The 16,092-nt window shown below is 36.9% G+C and carries 15 protein-coding genes and 1 other annotated feature; of the genes, 7 read left to right on the forward strand and 8 right to left on the reverse strand.

The window, feature by feature from the left end:
* Positions 1-3: 3 nt before the first annotated feature.
* Positions 4-516, reverse strand: a complete 513-nt coding sequence (locus WAZ07_RS00190) for a DUF6584 family protein (protein ID WP_336470845.1) — start codon at positions 514-516, stop codon at positions 4-6.
* Positions 513-941 (reverse strand): DUF5412 domain-containing protein, encoded by a 429-nt coding sequence (locus WAZ07_RS00195; protein ID WP_336470846.1) that lies wholly within the window; start codon positions 939-941, stop codon positions 513-515. Before WAZ07_RS00195 ends, WAZ07_RS00190 begins: the two co-directional genes overlap by 4 nt.
* A gap of 579 nt (positions 942-1,520) precedes the next feature.
* On the opposite strand from WAZ07_RS00195, the gene WAZ07_RS00200 reads away from it, so the two are divergent.
* The 4 genes from WAZ07_RS00200 (at position 1,521) to WAZ07_RS00215 (ending at position 5,102) form a co-directional block, all read left to right on the forward strand.
* Positions 1,521-2,048: an RNA polymerase sigma factor SigX gene (locus WAZ07_RS00200; protein ID WP_336471393.1), complete on the forward strand. Its 528-nt coding sequence runs from the start codon at positions 1,521-1,523 to the stop codon at positions 2,046-2,048.
* A gap of 3 nt (positions 2,049-2,051) precedes the next feature.
* On the forward strand, positions 2,052-3,227 hold the full coding sequence (locus WAZ07_RS00205) for an anti-sigma factor family protein (protein WP_336470847.1): 1,176 nt from the start codon (positions 2,052-2,054) through the stop codon (positions 3,225-3,227).
* A 65-nt stretch (positions 3,228-3,292) separates the two neighbouring features.
* On the forward strand, positions 3,293-4,258 hold the full coding sequence (locus WAZ07_RS00210) for an ABC transporter ATP-binding protein (protein ID WP_336470848.1): 966 nt from the start codon (positions 3,293-3,295) through the stop codon (positions 4,256-4,258).
* Entirely contained in the window at positions 4,230-5,102 is an 873-nt protein-coding gene (locus tag WAZ07_RS00215; RefSeq protein ID WP_336470849.1) for an ABC transporter permease, read from the forward strand. Before WAZ07_RS00210 ends, WAZ07_RS00215 begins: the two co-directional genes overlap by 29 nt.
* Before the next feature lie 76 nt (positions 5,103-5,178).
* On the opposite strand, the gene WAZ07_RS00220 is transcribed toward WAZ07_RS00215, so the two are convergent.
* Complete coding sequence (locus WAZ07_RS00220; RefSeq protein ID WP_336470850.1) at positions 5,179-5,922, reverse strand: hypothetical protein; 744 nt, start codon at positions 5,920-5,922, stop codon at positions 5,179-5,181.
* A gap of 417 nt (positions 5,923-6,339) precedes the next feature.
* On the opposite strand from WAZ07_RS00220, the gene WAZ07_RS00225 reads away from it, so the two are divergent.
* The 3 genes from WAZ07_RS00225 to WAZ07_RS00235 all read left to right on the forward strand — a co-directional run bounded on the left by WAZ07_RS00225 (position 6,340) and on the right by WAZ07_RS00235 (position 10,709).
* The gene (locus WAZ07_RS00225) at positions 6,340-7,533 is read left to right on the forward strand and encodes an MDR family MFS transporter (RefSeq protein WP_336470851.1); all 1,194 of its coding nucleotides are present in this window, start codon (positions 6,340-6,342) and stop codon (positions 7,531-7,533) included.
* A 50-nt stretch (positions 7,534-7,583) separates the two neighbouring features.
* Positions 7,584-7,868, forward strand: a binding site (T-box leader).
* Between the two features lie 65 nt (positions 7,869-7,933).
* Complete coding sequence (gene leuS, locus WAZ07_RS00230) at positions 7,934-10,342, forward strand: leucine--tRNA ligase (RefSeq protein WP_336470852.1); 2,409 nt, start codon at positions 7,934-7,936, stop codon at positions 10,340-10,342.
* A gap of 133 nt (positions 10,343-10,475) precedes the next feature.
* Complete coding sequence (locus tag WAZ07_RS00235) at positions 10,476-10,709, forward strand: hypothetical protein (protein WP_336470853.1); 234 nt, start codon at positions 10,476-10,478, stop codon at positions 10,707-10,709.
* Between the two features lie 243 nt (positions 10,710-10,952).
* Here the strand turns inward: WAZ07_RS00235 and WAZ07_RS00240 are convergent, their stop codons facing one another.
* The 5 genes from WAZ07_RS00240 to WAZ07_RS00260 form a co-directional block, all read right to left on the reverse strand.
* Positions 10,953-11,369 (reverse strand): pyrophosphohydrolase domain-containing protein, encoded by a 417-nt coding sequence (locus tag WAZ07_RS00240; RefSeq protein ID WP_336470854.1) that lies wholly within the window; start codon positions 11,367-11,369, stop codon positions 10,953-10,955.
* 85 nt (positions 11,370-11,454) lie between these two features.
* Entirely contained in the window at positions 11,455-11,637 is a 183-nt protein-coding gene (locus WAZ07_RS00245; protein ID WP_336470855.1) for a hypothetical protein, read from the reverse strand.
* A 116-nt stretch (positions 11,638-11,753) separates the two neighbouring features.
* Positions 11,754-12,860 (reverse strand): Ger(x)C family spore germination protein, encoded by a 1,107-nt coding sequence (locus WAZ07_RS00250; RefSeq protein ID WP_336470856.1) that lies wholly within the window; start codon positions 12,858-12,860, stop codon positions 11,754-11,756.
* Positions 12,836-13,930, reverse strand: a complete 1,095-nt coding sequence (locus WAZ07_RS00255) for a GerAB/ArcD/ProY family transporter (protein WP_336470857.1) — start codon at positions 13,928-13,930, stop codon at positions 12,836-12,838. The genes WAZ07_RS00250 and WAZ07_RS00255 overlap by 25 nt, the downstream gene beginning before the upstream one ends.
* A 16-nt stretch (positions 13,931-13,946) precedes the next feature.
* Positions 13,947-15,872 (reverse strand): spore germination protein, encoded by a 1,926-nt coding sequence (locus WAZ07_RS00260; RefSeq protein WP_336470858.1) that lies wholly within the window; start codon positions 15,870-15,872, stop codon positions 13,947-13,949.
* Positions 15,873-16,092: the final 220 nt, after the last annotated feature.

Raw genomic sequence — 16,092 nt, forward strand, 5'->3', positions numbered from 1 at the left:
TTATTAAAATATCCAATCAAAGACAGTATAAATACCAAGTAGAGCAAACAAAATGATTAATATAAGCGCCGAGATGCATCCAAAAGGAACGAGCTTATCTTGCCACGTTTCTTCATATTCTTCGATCATGCTTTCTTTTACTTTTTCTTGCAGAGAAGATGCGATAGGTTCAGAACATAACTTTTGAATTATTTCGTTATCCCCTTTAAATTTTAAGGCTCTAGCTATCTGATTAGCGTTGTTCCCCATAGATTTCTCAAATAGTGAACACGCCTCAATCATTTCAGATGTTTTCTGCTCTTCTAAGTACCAATATCGACCAGCCATTGCGGGGTGTTGTAATTTGTAATAAACATCTCCTAGTTTCTTACGAAGGTCTAATGCATTAGGATAAGTCGAAATTAAGCCATGTAGTCGATCTCTTGCTTTTCCTAAATCATTATTTGTAATATCGTTTTCAATCTTTTTTAACGTTTTTTTAGGTATGTTGTTGATTGTATAATCCTCCTTTTTCATTTTGAAAATTGTTTAGGATATTCTCTTTTATAATTTTTATCGTCACGCCAATCATATGTTTCTTGTTTCGGAATATGTAAAGTTTGATTTCCGATTGTAACTGTAGTTTCATCAATCCATTCAACGGTTGGATCGTTATCAGGATAATTCCAGTATATCGTTTTAGCAGAATTCGTTTTAAGATGGACCAATTCACCTCTAACGGCGTCTGCACTTAATGAGCCTCCATCTTGAACATAAGTTTTTATTTTATAATCTCCATTTGGAGATTCAACTGTTCGAATTAATTTTCCTGTTGGAACACCTTGCAAACTAAAAAACTTCCAATATATAAAGCCAGCTCCAATCATCAACGTAGAAAGTAATACAATTCCTACTTTTCTCTTTGTTTTCTTGATTTCTCTTTGTGCTTTTTTAGTATCCATTTACTTCTCCTTTAAAAATGATTATATGTATTGTATACCATTTTATGGATAAATTCTATGTATGTCCAGGTGCTCTCGCCTCACTAAAACAGAGGATTTTTATGTCGTTATTTAGGTTTATATATATATTAATTTTTCGACATCTTTGTCTAGCTCTGCCTCCTAGTCCTGTCGGCTCCACCTTTCTTTATGATCCAGCTCCAGCGGCTAGAACAGTCGGTGGCTTCGCGTCTTCCGCCTTTCTTTATAAGTTGCTGCTATGCAGAATACAACATGACCTGTACTTGCTTCCTCCTTTTGTTTTAAATATTGCATGTGGTAGGAAAAGGCCCTGACCGTTTCTATGCGCGGCCAGATGCTCTTGTCCCCCCCTAAAAAGAAAGGAGGTTTTTATGTTGTTTTTTAACTTATATATAGATTTATGCTTCTCAACAAAATATCTTAGAGGGCAAGGGATAAAAATTAGTTTCAATACAAGAAAATATTTTTTATTTTTTTGTCACAAATAACTAGTTTGTGGTTTCTTTATAGTGACAGTAGCTAATAAGGAGGAAAAAACGAGTGGAGGTGAAAGCTTCATTGTTAAATATATATGAACAAGATTCAGTTTCCAATATACAGTTTCAAGATGTATTTAAAGAATATTATGCTCACGTTGTGAGACAGATTATGAGGATTGTGCGAGATCAAGCAATTGCTGAAGATTTAGCACAGGAAGTATTTTTGCAATTATATCATACAGAATGGAAACAGATTGAAAGTGTATCAGCATGGCTTGCAAAGGCATCCATTTATGCAGCATATAACTATTTGCGATCTGAAAAAAGGCATCAAGCAAGAATCGAAAAAGAAGCAAATTATAAACAGTCAATTAGTAGTCCATCATCGGAAGAACAATGTATTCAAAATGAAGAAATTACTCGCGTACAAAGTACATTAAAAGAGATGGATGAGCGTGAACGGACCCTCTTATTAATGAAGTTTTCGGGGTTTCAATACAAAGAAATAGCGGAGGCTACCCAGATGGAAGTATCCTCGGTTGGAACATTGCTAGCACGAGCGAAAGCAAAATTCCGGAAAATGTATAGAGGGATGAAGGAGGGATAACAAATGAAATGCCAAGATATTGGATTTATTCAGTCATACTTAGATGGAGAGTTAAACCGTGATGAAAGAAAGCAATATATTCAGCATCTTGATCAATGTAAAGCATGTCAACAGAAGTTAGAAGAAGTGAGCAAGCTTAATCAATGGGAACAAGTGATATTAAATGATGAATTTGCAAACTTTAGTCAAGAAATTGATATCGATGTTGACCAAGCTTGGAAAACCTTTGAACAAAATATCCGAACTCATAAAACAGAAGAAATAAACAGTGAAGAAAGCAAAAAGAAGGGAAGATGGCATAATATGAAGAAATCATCTAAACGTTGGATTACCGGAGCAGCAGCAGCGGCAATTGTGTGTGTGTCTTTAACAGTTCCAGAAGTACGGGCAGGAGCAAGTAACTTGTTATCGATTTTTCGAGTAAAGGATGTGCAATTAGTTCAACTTACCGAGTCGGACTTACATGAAATTGAAGGATGGATCTCTCATATGGAAGAAGGAGAGAAGTCCATTAAAGGAATTGGGAAAATAGGAATCAAAGATAACGGAAGTAAAAAAGATGCTCATTTTCAGTCGGAACAGCAAGCGAGAGAAGCTGGATATGCTGTTCCAAAAGTACCAAATGGATACCATGTAACGAGTGTAGATACGAACCCGTCATTTATTATGCAATTTGAACTCGATACAGAAAAAGCTAATAAGTTGTTGAAACAACTACAGAGCAATACGCAGTTTGAAAGTGCTTTGAATGGCAAGCAGTTTTCAATCACAGTTCCAGAATCAGTACGTACACAAATAGATGTTGAGGGCAATCGAACATCAAGTGGTTTTTCTTATAATGTGATTGATGCACCAAAAATTTCTGTTCCAGAAGGTGTAGATGTTGCGAAATTACAAAAAACAGTTTTAGAGCTTCCGATTATTCCTGGGAATGTAAAAACACAGCTTGCAGGTATTCAAGATTGGACACATACATTGCCGATTCCTTATGTAGCAAAAGATGCAAAAGCATCAGAGACAAAGGTTCAAGGAGTGAAGGCGGTTTTATATAGTACGGATTATGAAAATGTGCTTGTGTGGGAAAAAGAAGGGAAATTGCATATGATTGAGCAACATAAAGAGCAGGGGAAAGATACGAATGCAAACGATCTTATTAAACTTGCAAATGAAATAAAATAATGATTGAACAAGAGCGGCTCCGTAAAAAGGGGCGGCTCTGTTCCTGTATGAGGCGGAGGTAAAACATGAATCAAGACTGGATTATTCAAACGAAGAACTTAACAAAACAATATAATGGAAAAGGCGGTATCAAAAGCATTTCATTAGATGTGCCGCGCGGTACTGTATTCGGATTTATAGGTCCTAACGGTGCAGGAAAAAGTACGTTTGTGCGAACGATGCTTGGGTTAATTTACCCTGATTCTGGAACAGCACAAATGTTAGGGCAACCGATTGGGACGATTGAATCAAAACGGCGCATTGGCTATTTACCTGAACTGTTTCGCTATCCTGATTGGCTGACTGGTTGGCAGTTACTTGAAACGCATGCAAAGTTATGCGATCTTCCTTTTCGGGAGCGGAAAGCAAAAATGAATGAGGTTATTGAAAAGGTAGGTCTAAAGGGAAGGGAGAAAGAAAAAATTCGCGGTTATTCAAAAGGAATGCAGCAGCGTATCGGGCTTGCTTGTGCCCTGCTTTCTGATCCTGAATTGATTTTCTTAGATGAGCCAACATCAGCACTTGATCCAATCGGGCGAAAAGAAGTGCGTCATTTAATGGAAGAGCTTCGTGACCAAGGGAAAACAGTATTTTTGAACAGCCATCTATTAAATGAAATTGAACATGTATGTGATCACGTAGCGATTATTAATAAAGGAGAGCTAATTGTCCAAGGAGATTGGCGCTCATTGATGATGATTCAAACGGAAGTTGAGGTAACACTTGGTGAAAAGAGCGAATTATTCTTTACACAACTGCCTTCGTTTATTAAAAATGTAAGGAAGATAGAAGAACAGCAAAATCGTAAGCGCTGGATTATAACGCTGCAACAAGAAGATGACATTCCGAGATTGTTAGAAGCATTTGTATCACTACAAATTCCTGTGTATCAGTTAAATCCGGTTCACCCGCATTTGGAAGATGTGTTTATGTACTGGGTAAATAAGAAAGGGGGGACGCAGCATGTGGACAATCGCCAAGTTATCGTTTAAAGAAATTCTGTTAAAACGTATTTTTACCATTACGTTATGTATGACATTTGCTTTTTTAATATTTTATGGAGTGGCCATTCATTATGCCGTCAGTGAAATCCTTCCAGGAGAATCTAGCGGTATTTCGTCAGCTCAAGACTTTATGAGTAAGAGTTTCTTTTCTACACAGCTGCTTGGAGTGGGGTTATACTTTTCTTCATTTATTACTGCGTTGCTAGCTATTTTAAGTAGTGTTGGCAGCATTGCAAATGAAATTGAAAGTCATCAAATTGATACGTGGCTAACGAGGCCAATCTCGCGCTTTTCCTTTTTAATGGGGAAATGGATCGGCTTATGCTTGTTACTGATTGCGTACGCGGCCTTCCTGTTTATAAGTATCGTGATTATTCATCAAACAATGGGAGGTAGTACGTTTCATTTAGATTTCACAGCCGCGCAGATTATAAAAGCATTAGCGCTTTTCTTGATACAGCCCGTTATTTTAATTAGCATCGCGATATTACTAAGCACGCGTATGGCGACATTAAATGCTGGCATTGTGTTAATTATTTTATACGGAACTGGATTTATTGGCGGATTTGTTGAACAAATCGGTACATTGGCACATAAAGCAGCACTTGTGAACATGGGTATAATTGCAAGCCTTGTATTCCCAATCGATACAATGTATCGTAAAATGACAATCTATTTATTTGATTCATCAGACAATCCTTTATCAATCGCCTCACAAGGCGTGTTCGGAAGTGTTTCAACACCGAGTAACATGATGGTTGTTTATGCTGTTTTATATGTGTTAGCAGCTATTTTTATAGCGATGCGTACATTTAAATCGCGTGATTTATAAGGAGATGAAAAAATACTGACGGAAGACTCACTTTATATATTATAGTTAAAGCTCCTTCAATTGTAGAGAAGGAGCTTTAATTATGAGTTTTTTGTTTATTTTTTCGTAATACAATAGCCATGATTAGCAACATAACGCCTAATAAACATGTGAATATTGGATAAAGTAGAGGAAAGAACATGCTTGGAAATCCTTGCATTATGTCTGAATGATGTCCCGTTGATATTAAACCTGTATGCGAGAAATTAATAAGTTTTGCACCGAGATTATGATTGCTTCTTTCGTTATAAGTGAAGCGTTCTTCGAAAGAAGTACCATCTTGATTGATACGAATAATTTTCCATTTTCTTTTTTCCATAGGAGCATTGTCATCTGTTAATCTCTGCACAAAATAAACTTGCTGTTCATCAGTTCGTTTGTTTTTTACGGTTAATATATCTAACCATGAAAAATACTTTCCACCTTTTTGTCGATTTGAGAGCCATATCTCATCAGGGGTAGAAACCTCTTTATTATTTATAAAAAGATGAATTTTAACGATTTCACCAGGAGGAACGTTGTCTTCTATGTCAAAAAAAGTGCGTGGTGCTAGTTTATTTGTTTTTTCTTCTTTTATTTTAAGGTTGATACCATTTACATTTAATTCTTGAACATCTAATGAACCTTCAAGTCCATCTTTAGCTACATATGCTTCGTGTATTTCATAAGTGTTTTCTATTTTTGTAACAATCCATAACTCTCTTAGTATATGAAACATCGGAATACAAGAGAGGGAGAGTAAGATGAAAGCAAAAATAAAATAAAAACGAGCTTTTTTCATAAGTTTTCTCCTAAATATAATTATGTATATATCATTATATTATCTTTAATTTATTCTATAATATACCATATTTATAGTTGATTTTCATAAAATGGTATTTCGATGTAAAAACCCTTCGGTAATTATTTTTTTATGTTTTTACATATAAGTCGCTGCTATGCGGAATACATTATGATCTGCACTTGCTTGCAAACCATCGCATGTGGCAGAAAAAGGCCCTGACCGCTCCTACGCATGGCCAGACGCTCTCGCCCACCTAAAAAGAAAATGGTTTTATGTTAGTTTTTTAATGTGTATTTATATGGTTTACATCTCATTATCTGAATTTCATCAACTATTAATCAGTTGCCTTCTTATTTAAAAACGACTACAATTTTACTGTTATAGAGGAACGAAAAAAAGAATAGGAGGGGGACTATGCCAAGGAAAGTATGGCTATTAGTAGCTGGGATGATTATTAATGTCACGGGTGCTTCTTTTTTATGGCCTTTTAATACAATTTATTTACATGATCATTTAGGAAAGTCATTATCTATGGCCGGAATGGTATTAATGATTAACTCGTTAACAGGAGTAATCGGTAATTTACTCGGCGGTGTTTTATTTGATAAATGGGGCGGATATAAGTCAATTTTAGTTGGAATTGTGATTACATTATTATCAATTTTAGGTCTTGTATTTTTCCATGGCTGGCCATTTTATATTATTTGGCTTGCGTTAATTGGTTTTGGTTCTGGAATGGTCTTTCCGGCGATGTATGCGATGGTCGGAACGGTTTGGCCAGAAGGCGGCCGGAGAGCATTTAATGCGATGTATGTGGGACAAAACGTTGGGATCGCCGTTGGGACGGCGTGCGGTGGTTTAGTTGCTTCTTATCGCTTCGATTATATTTTCTTAGCGAACTTTATTTTATACTTTATTTTCTTCTTAATCGCATTTATTGGATTCCGTGGTATGGAAGATAAGAAAGATAAGCGTGTAGCAGTCAAAGAAAAAACGAAAGATGGTTGGTCACTTACACCGGGATTCAAGGCGCTTCTTATTGTATGTGTAGCATATGCTTTATGCTGGGTTACGTATGTACAGTGGCAAGGAGCGATTGCGACGCACATGCAGGAACTGAATATTAGTCTTCGCCACTATAGTTTATTATGGACGATAAACGGAGCGATGATCGTTTGTGCCCAGCCATTAATAAGTATGATGATTCGTGCGATGAAACGCTCTTTAAAACAACAAATTATGATCGGAATTGGTATTTTTGCAGTGTCGTTTATCGTATTAAGTCAAGCGCAGCAATTTACAATGTTCCTTGTCGCGATGGTGACATTAACAATTGGTGAATTATTTGTTTGGCCAGCTGTGCCAACGATTGCGAATATCCTTGCACCAAATGATAAGATTGGCTTCTATCAAGGTGTTGTAAATAGCGCAGCGACTGTTGGGAAAATGTTTGGACCGGTTGTGGGCGGAGCAATTGTAGATTTATATAATATGGAAGTATTGTTTATAGCGATAATGGTAATGCTTGTAGTAGCAATTATCGCAACGAGTATGTATGATAAGAGGGTACATGTTGAAGAAACAGGAGACGAAAAAGTTGCAGTTTAGTTTGACGGAACATGTAACTTGTTTTAGAATATACTTTAAATAACTCATATGTAATAACAGTGAGAAGGAGTAGTAGTAATAGAAGCTGGTTTAGAGAGTTGACGGTCGGTGCAAGTCAATCCAAGTTTCGTTATGAACTCGCCTTTGAGTTGCAGTTGTGAAACAAAGTAGCGATTGCCGTTTATCCACGTTACGGATCTAAGCGAATGTATATTAGTGCTTGTTCAAAAAGAAGGATAAAGAAATGCGATAGCTATCTTTACCGGACGTTTTGAACATCCTTTATGACATTAATTTAGGGTGGTACCGCGGGAATATAACCTCTCGTCCCTTCTGGGATGAGGGGTTTTTTGTATTTTTGGCGGTGAAAAATATATAAAATTTGAATGGAGGGTATTTCATGAGCTTCAATCATCAAGAAATTGAAAAGAAGTGGCAAGCGTATTGGGAAGAAAATAAAACATTCCGTACGCCAGATGAAACAGACAAACCAAAATTTTACGCACTAGATATGTTCCCATATCCATCAGGTGCAGGGCTGCACGTAGGACATCCAGAAGGATATACAGCAACGGACATTTTATCTCGTATGAAACGTATGCAAGGCTATAACGTTCTTCATCCAATGGGATGGGATGCGTTCGGTCTTCCAGCTGAGCAATATGCGCTTGATACTGGAAACAGCCCAGCTGAATTTACAGAGAAAAACATTAACACGTTCCGAAACCAAATTAAAGCATTAGGTTTCTCTTATGATTGGGATCGTGAAGTAAATACGACAGATCCAACGTACTACAAGTGGACACAATGGATCTTCTTAAAACTATATGAAAAAGGTTTAGCATACGTTGATGAAGTACCAGTAAACTGGTGCCCGGCACTTGGTACGGTACTTGCGAACGAAGAAGTAATCGATGGCGTGAGTGAGCGCGGCGGACATCCTGTTGAGCGTCGTCCAATGAGACAATGGATGCTGAAAATTACAGCTTATGCAGATCGTCTTCTAGAAGATTTAGATGAGCTTGATTGGCCAGAGAGCTTAAAAGATATGCAGCGCAACTGGATTGGCCGTTCTGAAGGTGCTGAAGTTCACTTCGCTATCAACGGTACAGATGAGAAATTTACTGTATTTACAACGCGCCCAGATACATTATTCGGTGCAACATACTGTGTGCTTGCTCCAGAACACGCACTTGTTGCAGAAATTACAACAGCAGAGCAAAAAGAAGCAGTAGAAGCTTATGTTGATTCTGTAAAAGCGAAAAGTGATTTAGAGCGTACAGAGCTTGCGAAAGAAAAAACAGGTGTATTCACAGGTGCTTATGCGATTAGCCCAGTAAACGGTGAGAAATTACCAATCTGGATCGCTGACTATGTACTTGCAAGCTACGGAACAGGTGCAGTAATGGCGGTTCCGGCACATGATGAGCGCGATTATGAGTTTGCGAAAACATTTGAACTGCAGATGAAAGAAGTTGTAGAAGGCGGAGACATTACGAAAGAAGCACATACAGGTGATGGTGCACATATTAACTCTGCATTCCTAGATGGATTAAATAAAGAAGAAGCGATTGCGAAAATGATTGAATGGCTTGAAGTAACAAGCGCAGGAAATCAAAAAGTAACGTACCGTCTTCGTGATTGGTTATTTAGCCGTCAACGTTACTGGGGTGAGCCAATTCCGATTATCCACTGGGAAGACGGCACAATGTCAGCTGTGAAAGAAGAAGAATTACCATTAGTTCTTCCAAAAACAGAGAACATTCGTCCATCTGGTACAGGCGAATCTCCACTTGCAAACATTGAAGAGTGGGTAAATGTGGTTGATCCAGTGACTGGTAAGAAAGGTCGCCGCGAGACAAATACAATGCCGCAATGGGCAGGTAGCTGCTGGTATTACCTACGCTACATTGATCCAAACAACAGCGAAGCACTTGTAGATCCTGAAAAAGTAAAACAATGGCTTCCAGTTGATATTTATATCGGCGGTGCGGAGCATGCGGTACTTCATTTACTATATGCACGCTTCTGGCATAAAGTATTATATGATATTGGCGTTGTTCCAACGAAAGAGCCATTCCAACAACTATTTAACCAAGGTATGATTTTAGGAGAAAACAACGAGAAAATGAGTAAATCAAAAGGGAACGTTGTAAACCCTGATGATATCGTAGCAAGCCATGGTGCAGATACACTTCGTCTATATGAAATGTTTATGGGACCATTAGATGCTTCCATTGCTTGGTCTGAAAATGGCCTTGATGGAGCTCGTCGTTTCTTAGACCGCGTATGGCGTCTATTTGTTCAAGATAATGGTGAACTAAACGAGAAAATTACTGATGCACCAAACAAAAATCTTGAAAAAGTATATCACCAAACAGTGAAGAAAGTAACAGAAGACTATGAAGAGCTTCGCTTTAACACGGCGATTTCTCAAATGATGGTATTTATTAACGATGCATATAAAGCAGAAACACTTCCAAAAGAATATGTAGAAGGTTTCGTGAAAATGTTAGCGCCAGTTGCACCACACGTTGCGGAAGAACTTTGGAACAAGCTTGGATATAACGAAACAGTTTCATATGTAAGTTGGCCAACATTTGATGAGTCTAAACTTGTAGAAGATGAAGTTGAAATCGTTGTTCAAGTCATGGGTAAAGTACGTGCGAAGCTAACAATGAAAAAAGACGCATCAAAAGAAGAAATGGAACAACTTGCACTTGAAGCAATTAAAGAACAAATTGAAGGGAAAACAGTTCGAAAAGTAATTGTTGTTCCTGGAAAACTTGTAAATATCGTAGCAAACTAATGAAAAAGGGCACCTATTTTTAGGTGCCTTTTTTCGCATATTAAAGCGGAATTATAGTATAGACAAACACCTATTTCTCTTTTTGCAATATGATAACATCGACACATTAAATCGTGAAGAAGAGGTGAACCGAATGAATTATTATGAACAACGCCAAATGCCTAGTCCATACGGTATGGGGGTATTTCCTCCAACGCAAGTAGGACATTATCCACATGGAGGCTATCCTTATGGTTATCATCATGTGGGGTATCATCCATATCATCATCATTATCCACATCATCACCATGGCTATCAACATGTTATTTATCATCCGCATCATCATCACCATGGCCATCATTATGGCATGCCGTATCAAGGCCAATAAAATGTAAAATTTATCAACTATGTAAAATCTCCTTCTATGCAAGGAGATTTTTTATTTGGGAATGATAAAGAAGAAGGGGGTGTTACATATGGGTAAAGGAAGAAGTAATAATACTGGTCAAAGACAGCCTAATTTCGATGCAAATGCTTCGAAAGGAAAGCAACCCCAAATGGGAGATTCGAAAAAGAAATAGAGAAAAGGAGCCATTTAACAGGTGGCTCCTTTTCAAATGGAAATCATATATTATTTTTTTGCTTCTTGACGTTGACGCTCAATTTCTGCACGAAGTTGTGGTTCTGGCGCTTCCCATCCTTCAGGTTTTAAAATTTTGCCGTCACCTTCGCGGAAGCGTGGTTTACCGTCTGGGAATAATTTTGCCATGTTTGCATTGTTTACAATTTCAAACCCTTTATCAGGACGTACACCCATTTCGGCAAACGTTCCGAATGCAAAGTAAATTAAGTCAATTAGTGCATCATATTGATCCTCAACTGTGTTTGCTTCTAAGAACTCTTCTAGTTCTTCTTGCATGAAGCTTGCACGAATTTTTGCACGCTCTTCTGTTAATTTTGTTGGTGTATCTGCAACAGGGTGACCAAATACTTCATGCATTTTCGCAACAAGTTCGTACCCTTTATCTAAACCTTTTTCGATTGTCATGTTGTTTCATCCTTTCTCGTTCTTTTCCGATTGTTATTGTAACATGATTTAGGTTAGGGCAGTGTATATTCTACTTTTGCAAATGTTATTCTTCCTTTTCTGTTAAGGATAGTGCGATATCTATTCCAAACATTCCAATGATAAGTATCGGTACTGTCACAAGGAGATAACGTGTAAAGGAAGCGTTTTTTAAATATGTATGAGCAAATAAAAAGACGGTGCAAAAGAGAATGATATGTAATATAGGCTTTATTAATTTTTTAGGCATGAGATTCCCCCGTTTCAACTCTTAACTTTGAGTATAGGGAATAAAATGAAATATGAAAAGCCATTTTGCGTTTGATCCTCTAACCAGTTTTTATTTCGGGAAGAGGATCAAATGTTTTACTCAATAACTCCTGAATTCGTAATATCGACCGTATATTTTACCTTTACTGGAACGTCTTTGTACATTTTTCGCCATTCTTTTAATTTGAAAGGCTTATAGTGTTGTTTAAATCTTGCACCTAAAGCAAGCGAGTCTGCACCTAGTGATTGAAGCTTTTTTACTAATTTTGCTCCATCTGCATTCAAGCTCTTTTCAATGTCTTTTCGTATTTTTTCTACATTTTTTTTATTTTCTAAGTTCGTATGTTTGGAAATTTCTTGAATACGTGCTGCCATTTTTACGTGAATGACAAAGGAAGGTTTTCCGCCTTGTACATATACATGATAAGAAGGAGAAGAACGAATATTGTTAATTATCGTATAGCCTAACTGTGTTTTAAATTCATGTGATTCCATTTGACTTTTATCGAGTAGCGTTTTAAAAAGAAACATATCTTTTTCTTCTACTTTTCCTACATATTTATCTTGTTTGAAAAGAGCCATACTTGTAACTTTAATGCTTTTCTTTTTTTTCTTTAATATAGGCATATACGTATCTTGTCCGTCACGATAATATCGAAAAGTTTGCATGTATAAATTATCGTTTGGTACAACACCTGTTTTCATATTCTGTTCTAACATTTTTTTGAGGTAAATTGCTACGTTAGAAGCAGTGTTGTATTTGCCTGATAAAAGTTTCTCACCTTCGTCATTGCCGCCTCCTTCAAGGATACCAACATATACTAAGTTCCCGATATTTACATCACGAAGAAGCGTATCAAATACACCAGAGAGGCCTTTTTTAGCCAATTTTTCTGTGAAAAGAGTAACGCGTATTTGTCCGCTTGCAAGAGGTTGTCCAGATTCTAAAGAGGTTGTTGTTTTAACTTGCTTAATTGTATTTCCATAGCCTTGAAGTACTTGTACTTTATTCCCTTTTCTTTGAATTGGACAAACATAAGTCACTTTTAATCTTTCACGGTTTGAATCTGTATTTGGAGCGACATCGAAAACAGCACCTTGAATGAGGCTAATGTCGTCAATGATACTTTTTGGGACACATGCTGTTGTAAAAAGTAAGCAAAAACTAAAAAGGAATATTACTTGTTTCTTAATGTTTTCCATTTCTTTTTCACCCACATTATAAGAAATAAGATTGGGATGTACACAAAAACAATCCAAAAGCTTCCTTTTGAGACTTGACTAATAAAATTATTAATGTCATGCCGTTCTGTTAGGAGTTGTGAAATAATGACAGTTATAAATAATAAAGAAATTAATATATACTTTTGTTTTACATGAAAGACTTCGTGTAATCCTCTTGTTGCAGCCCATAATGGTAAGATAATACTTGTAATGACAATGAGTGCATAGCCTGAGATTGCAATATATTCTAGACGCTCAATGAAAGGAAGATGAATGACTTGTGTAATAGAGAGCTGTGACCAAATTGTTTTTGACAATTGTTTTTCGCTAAAAAAGGCAAAAGCAAGGATTGTACTTAATAAATATAAAAAGTTAGAAAATAAAACACCATATTGTGCAAATTTATGAGATTTCTCAGGCGTTTTGACAAATGGATACATCATCAAAATAACTTCAAAACTAATCATTGTATAAGTCGATGCTTGAGCTGCTTTTAAAATCTCTCCAAAAGAATGAGAAAATACAGGCAATAGATTTCCGAAATTTCCATATTTAATGACCACAAATAGCAGCATGATATATCCGCATGTAGCAACGACAGAAACAACACAAATTCCGGTCATAACCCGAAAGCCGGATGAAATAATATAATAGCTAAGTATGGATAAAAAGATTGTTAATTTCCATGTAGATGCCGTTGGGAACATCCAAACTTGAATAATTTCTACGTACGTGCGCATAACGGAGACGCTGACAAGAAAGAAATATGCCATAAAAATTACATTGCATGCATTGCCTATCCACTTTCCAAATAGATGTTGATGTAATGTAATCAAGTTTCCATTTATACTTTCTAATAAACGGTATATCATCCACATAAGAATATGAATGATTATACCCGCAATAAGAACCCCCATCCATGCATCGTATCCGGCAGCTTTTGCAATAACACGTGCAAATCCAAGAACACCAACACCGAATTGCGCGCTATGGACTAAGAAAAAAACAAAAATGGGAGATACTTTATAGTTGATTTTAACTGTACTCATATGCGCTCCTCGCTTTTTACTCATCGAAATCTGTCATACGTTTTTGAAACACTTCCTTTATATAACGACCAGCATGTTGTGGCCTTGCTTGGACCCCGCGCTGATCTATTTTAGATAATGGCATTCGTACGAAAGAGTCTTTTGTCGACTGTTTGCGAAATGGATAGACAAACCCATACGGCTTTCGAAGAGATGATAATCGAAAAAGCCGTGTTAATAGAAAGATAAATCCTAAAGAAATTCCTAATAATCCCCATAACTCAGCAAGTATGAGAAAGGGAAAGCGAAGTAAACGAACGGCATTGCCCATTTGATAAATCGGTGTAATAAACGATGCAAGCGCAGATAAGGCGACAATGATTAACAAAATGTTACTTGTTAATCCTGCTTGGACAGACGCTTGTCCAATTACGATACCGCCTACAATGCCGAGTGTTTGTCCGACTTTCACTGGTAAACGTGCTCCTGCTTCCCGAAGAAGATCAATAGCTAACTCTAGGAAAATAGCCTCTATTATAGGAGGAAATGGTACTTGTGCCCGCGATAAAATTAATGTCTCCAGCAAATCACTAGGAATTAATTCATAGTGATAACTAAGCACAGCTACATATAGGGGCGTTGCACAAATGGAAAACGTAACTGCGATAAAGCGTAATAAACGGGAAAAAGTTGCATAAAACCATGACACGCTGTAATCCTCTGGAGAGATGAAGAAATCCAGTAGAGATACAGGTGATAACAAAACATTTGGTGAGCCATCAACAAATATAGCGATTTTTCCATCAATGAGCCCGTTGCTGACACGATCAGCCCGTTCTGTATTAATAAATGTTGGGAAAATAGATGTATTGCCCATTAGCTGGGGAATATAATAGCTATCATTAATTTGTTCATATTGCATTGTGTTTAAGGCATTTTCTAGATATGTAGCGTTTTCTTTTTCTGCTATATTATTCAAATACATGATAACGACTTTCGTTTTGGATAATTCTCCAATTAAGAGTTCTTTTGTTTTTAACTCCAGAACTGGCAACCGTTTTCGAACAAGGTTAATGTTTGTATCGATATCCTCTACAAATCCTTCTTGCGGTCCGATAACTGTTGATTCGTTTAATGGTATAGTTGGTAATCTGTATTTCTCAATTGCGATATTCGCAAGTAAACATTCCGTATCATGCTCGTGTAGTTGAATGATAGCATGCCCTTTTAAAACCATTTCTTCAATTTTTTTTACGTCACTTGTAATAATGAGTCCGCTGATTGGAACCATTGCTTTTATTTCTTCTAGTGTTGGCGCAGTATGGTGCAATAAAGCAGGCATTAAATAATTTTGTAATCGCATACCATCCATTGACGTCCGAAAATAGGAGATCCAATAAGGCTTAGCTGGGTCTTCAGAAGTATGATAGTGAACAAAATCGCTTGATTCTTGTAATTTTTGGATCAGTTCTTGTAGTGAATAAGCAGTTTCGTGCTCTGGCTTACTAAAATCGAAAATGCTGTTTTGACTTTGCTTTGATTGTTGATTAGTTGCAGCTTGCTGTTGGTTTGTCTGTTGTTTATTCGCTTGAGCTTGCTGTTGATTTGCCTGTTGTTTGTTCGATTGAGCCTGCTGTTGGTTTGTCTGTTGTTTATTCGCTTGAGCTTGCTGTTGATTTGCCTGTTGTTTGTTCGATTGAGCCTGCTGTTGATTTGTCTGTTGTTTATTCGCTTGAGCTTGCTGTTGATTTGTCTGTTGTTTGTTCGATTGAGTCTGCTGTTGATTTGTCTGTTGTTTATTCGATTGAGCTTGCTGTTGATTTGTCTGTTGGTTTGTCTGTTGTTTCGTTTGCGCTACTTGATTGCTTTTGGTTTGTTCATTTTGTTCCTTTTTCGTACTCGTATTGCTCTTTTCTGCTTGCGCATTATTGTGCTTTTTTTTGCGAAACCATTTGAAAAACATGTGTATTCCCTCTTTATCCAAATAAGATAACTTTAGTCTGTGGGAATTTTTATATATTATGCATATATTTGTGTGTGAAAAAGTGAAACGGCCTTATTGATCGTGAATAGCAAGATAAAAAATTTTGTATACATAGTGAGGCTACGAATGATTCGTTTTCGATGGAATAATAATCAAACGAATAAAGGAAATATGGCTTCATTTTTTGAATAGTCTTCAG

This window comes from Bacillus bruguierae, assembly GCF_037104725.1.
Classification (GTDB): Bacteria; Bacillota; Bacilli; order Bacillales; family Bacillaceae_G; genus Bacillus_A; species Bacillus_A bruguierae.

What these genes read in the sequence shown, in the direction of transcription:
- WAZ07_RS00190 (WP_336470845.1), bottom strand. Translation starts at nt 516, where the DNA reads ATGAAAAAGGAGGATTATACAATCAACAACATACCTAAAAAAACGTTA.
- WAZ07_RS00195 (WP_336470846.1), bottom strand. Translation starts at nt 941, where the DNA reads ATGGATACTAAAAAAGCACAAAGAGAAATCAAGAAAACAAAGAGAAAA.
- WAZ07_RS00205 (WP_336470847.1), top strand. Translation starts at nt 2,052, where the DNA reads ATGAAATGCCAAGATATTGGATTTATTCAGTCATACTTAGATGGAGAG.
- WAZ07_RS00210 (WP_336470848.1), top strand. Translation starts at nt 3,293, where the DNA reads ATGAATCAAGACTGGATTATTCAAACGAAGAACTTAACAAAACAATAT.
- WAZ07_RS00215 (WP_336470849.1), top strand. Translation starts at nt 4,230, where the DNA reads ATGTGGACAATCGCCAAGTTATCGTTTAAAGAAATTCTGTTAAAACGT.
- WAZ07_RS00220 (WP_336470850.1), bottom strand. Translation starts at nt 5,922, where the DNA reads ATGAAAAAAGCTCGTTTTTATTTTATTTTTGCTTTCATCTTACTCTCC.
- WAZ07_RS00225 (WP_336470851.1), top strand. Translation starts at nt 6,340, where the DNA reads ATGCCAAGGAAAGTATGGCTATTAGTAGCTGGGATGATTATTAATGTC.
- leuS (WP_336470852.1), top strand. Translation starts at nt 7,934, where the DNA reads ATGAGCTTCAATCATCAAGAAATTGAAAAGAAGTGGCAAGCGTATTGG.
- WAZ07_RS00235 (WP_336470853.1), top strand. Translation starts at nt 10,476, where the DNA reads ATGAATTATTATGAACAACGCCAAATGCCTAGTCCATACGGTATGGGG.
- WAZ07_RS00240 (WP_336470854.1), bottom strand. Translation starts at nt 11,369, where the DNA reads ATGACAATCGAAAAAGGTTTAGATAAAGGGTACGAACTTGTTGCGAAA.
- WAZ07_RS00245 (WP_336470855.1), bottom strand. Translation starts at nt 11,637, where the DNA reads ATGCCTAAAAAATTAATAAAGCCTATATTACATATCATTCTCTTTTGC.
- WAZ07_RS00250 (WP_336470856.1), bottom strand. Translation starts at nt 12,860, where the DNA reads ATGGAAAACATTAAGAAACAAGTAATATTCCTTTTTAGTTTTTGCTTA.
- WAZ07_RS00255 (WP_336470857.1), bottom strand. Translation starts at nt 13,930, where the DNA reads ATGAGTACAGTTAAAATCAACTATAAAGTATCTCCCATTTTTGTTTTT.
- WAZ07_RS00260 (WP_336470858.1), bottom strand. Translation starts at nt 15,872, where the DNA reads ATGTTTTTCAAATGGTTTCGCAAAAAAAAGCACAATAATGCGCAAGCA.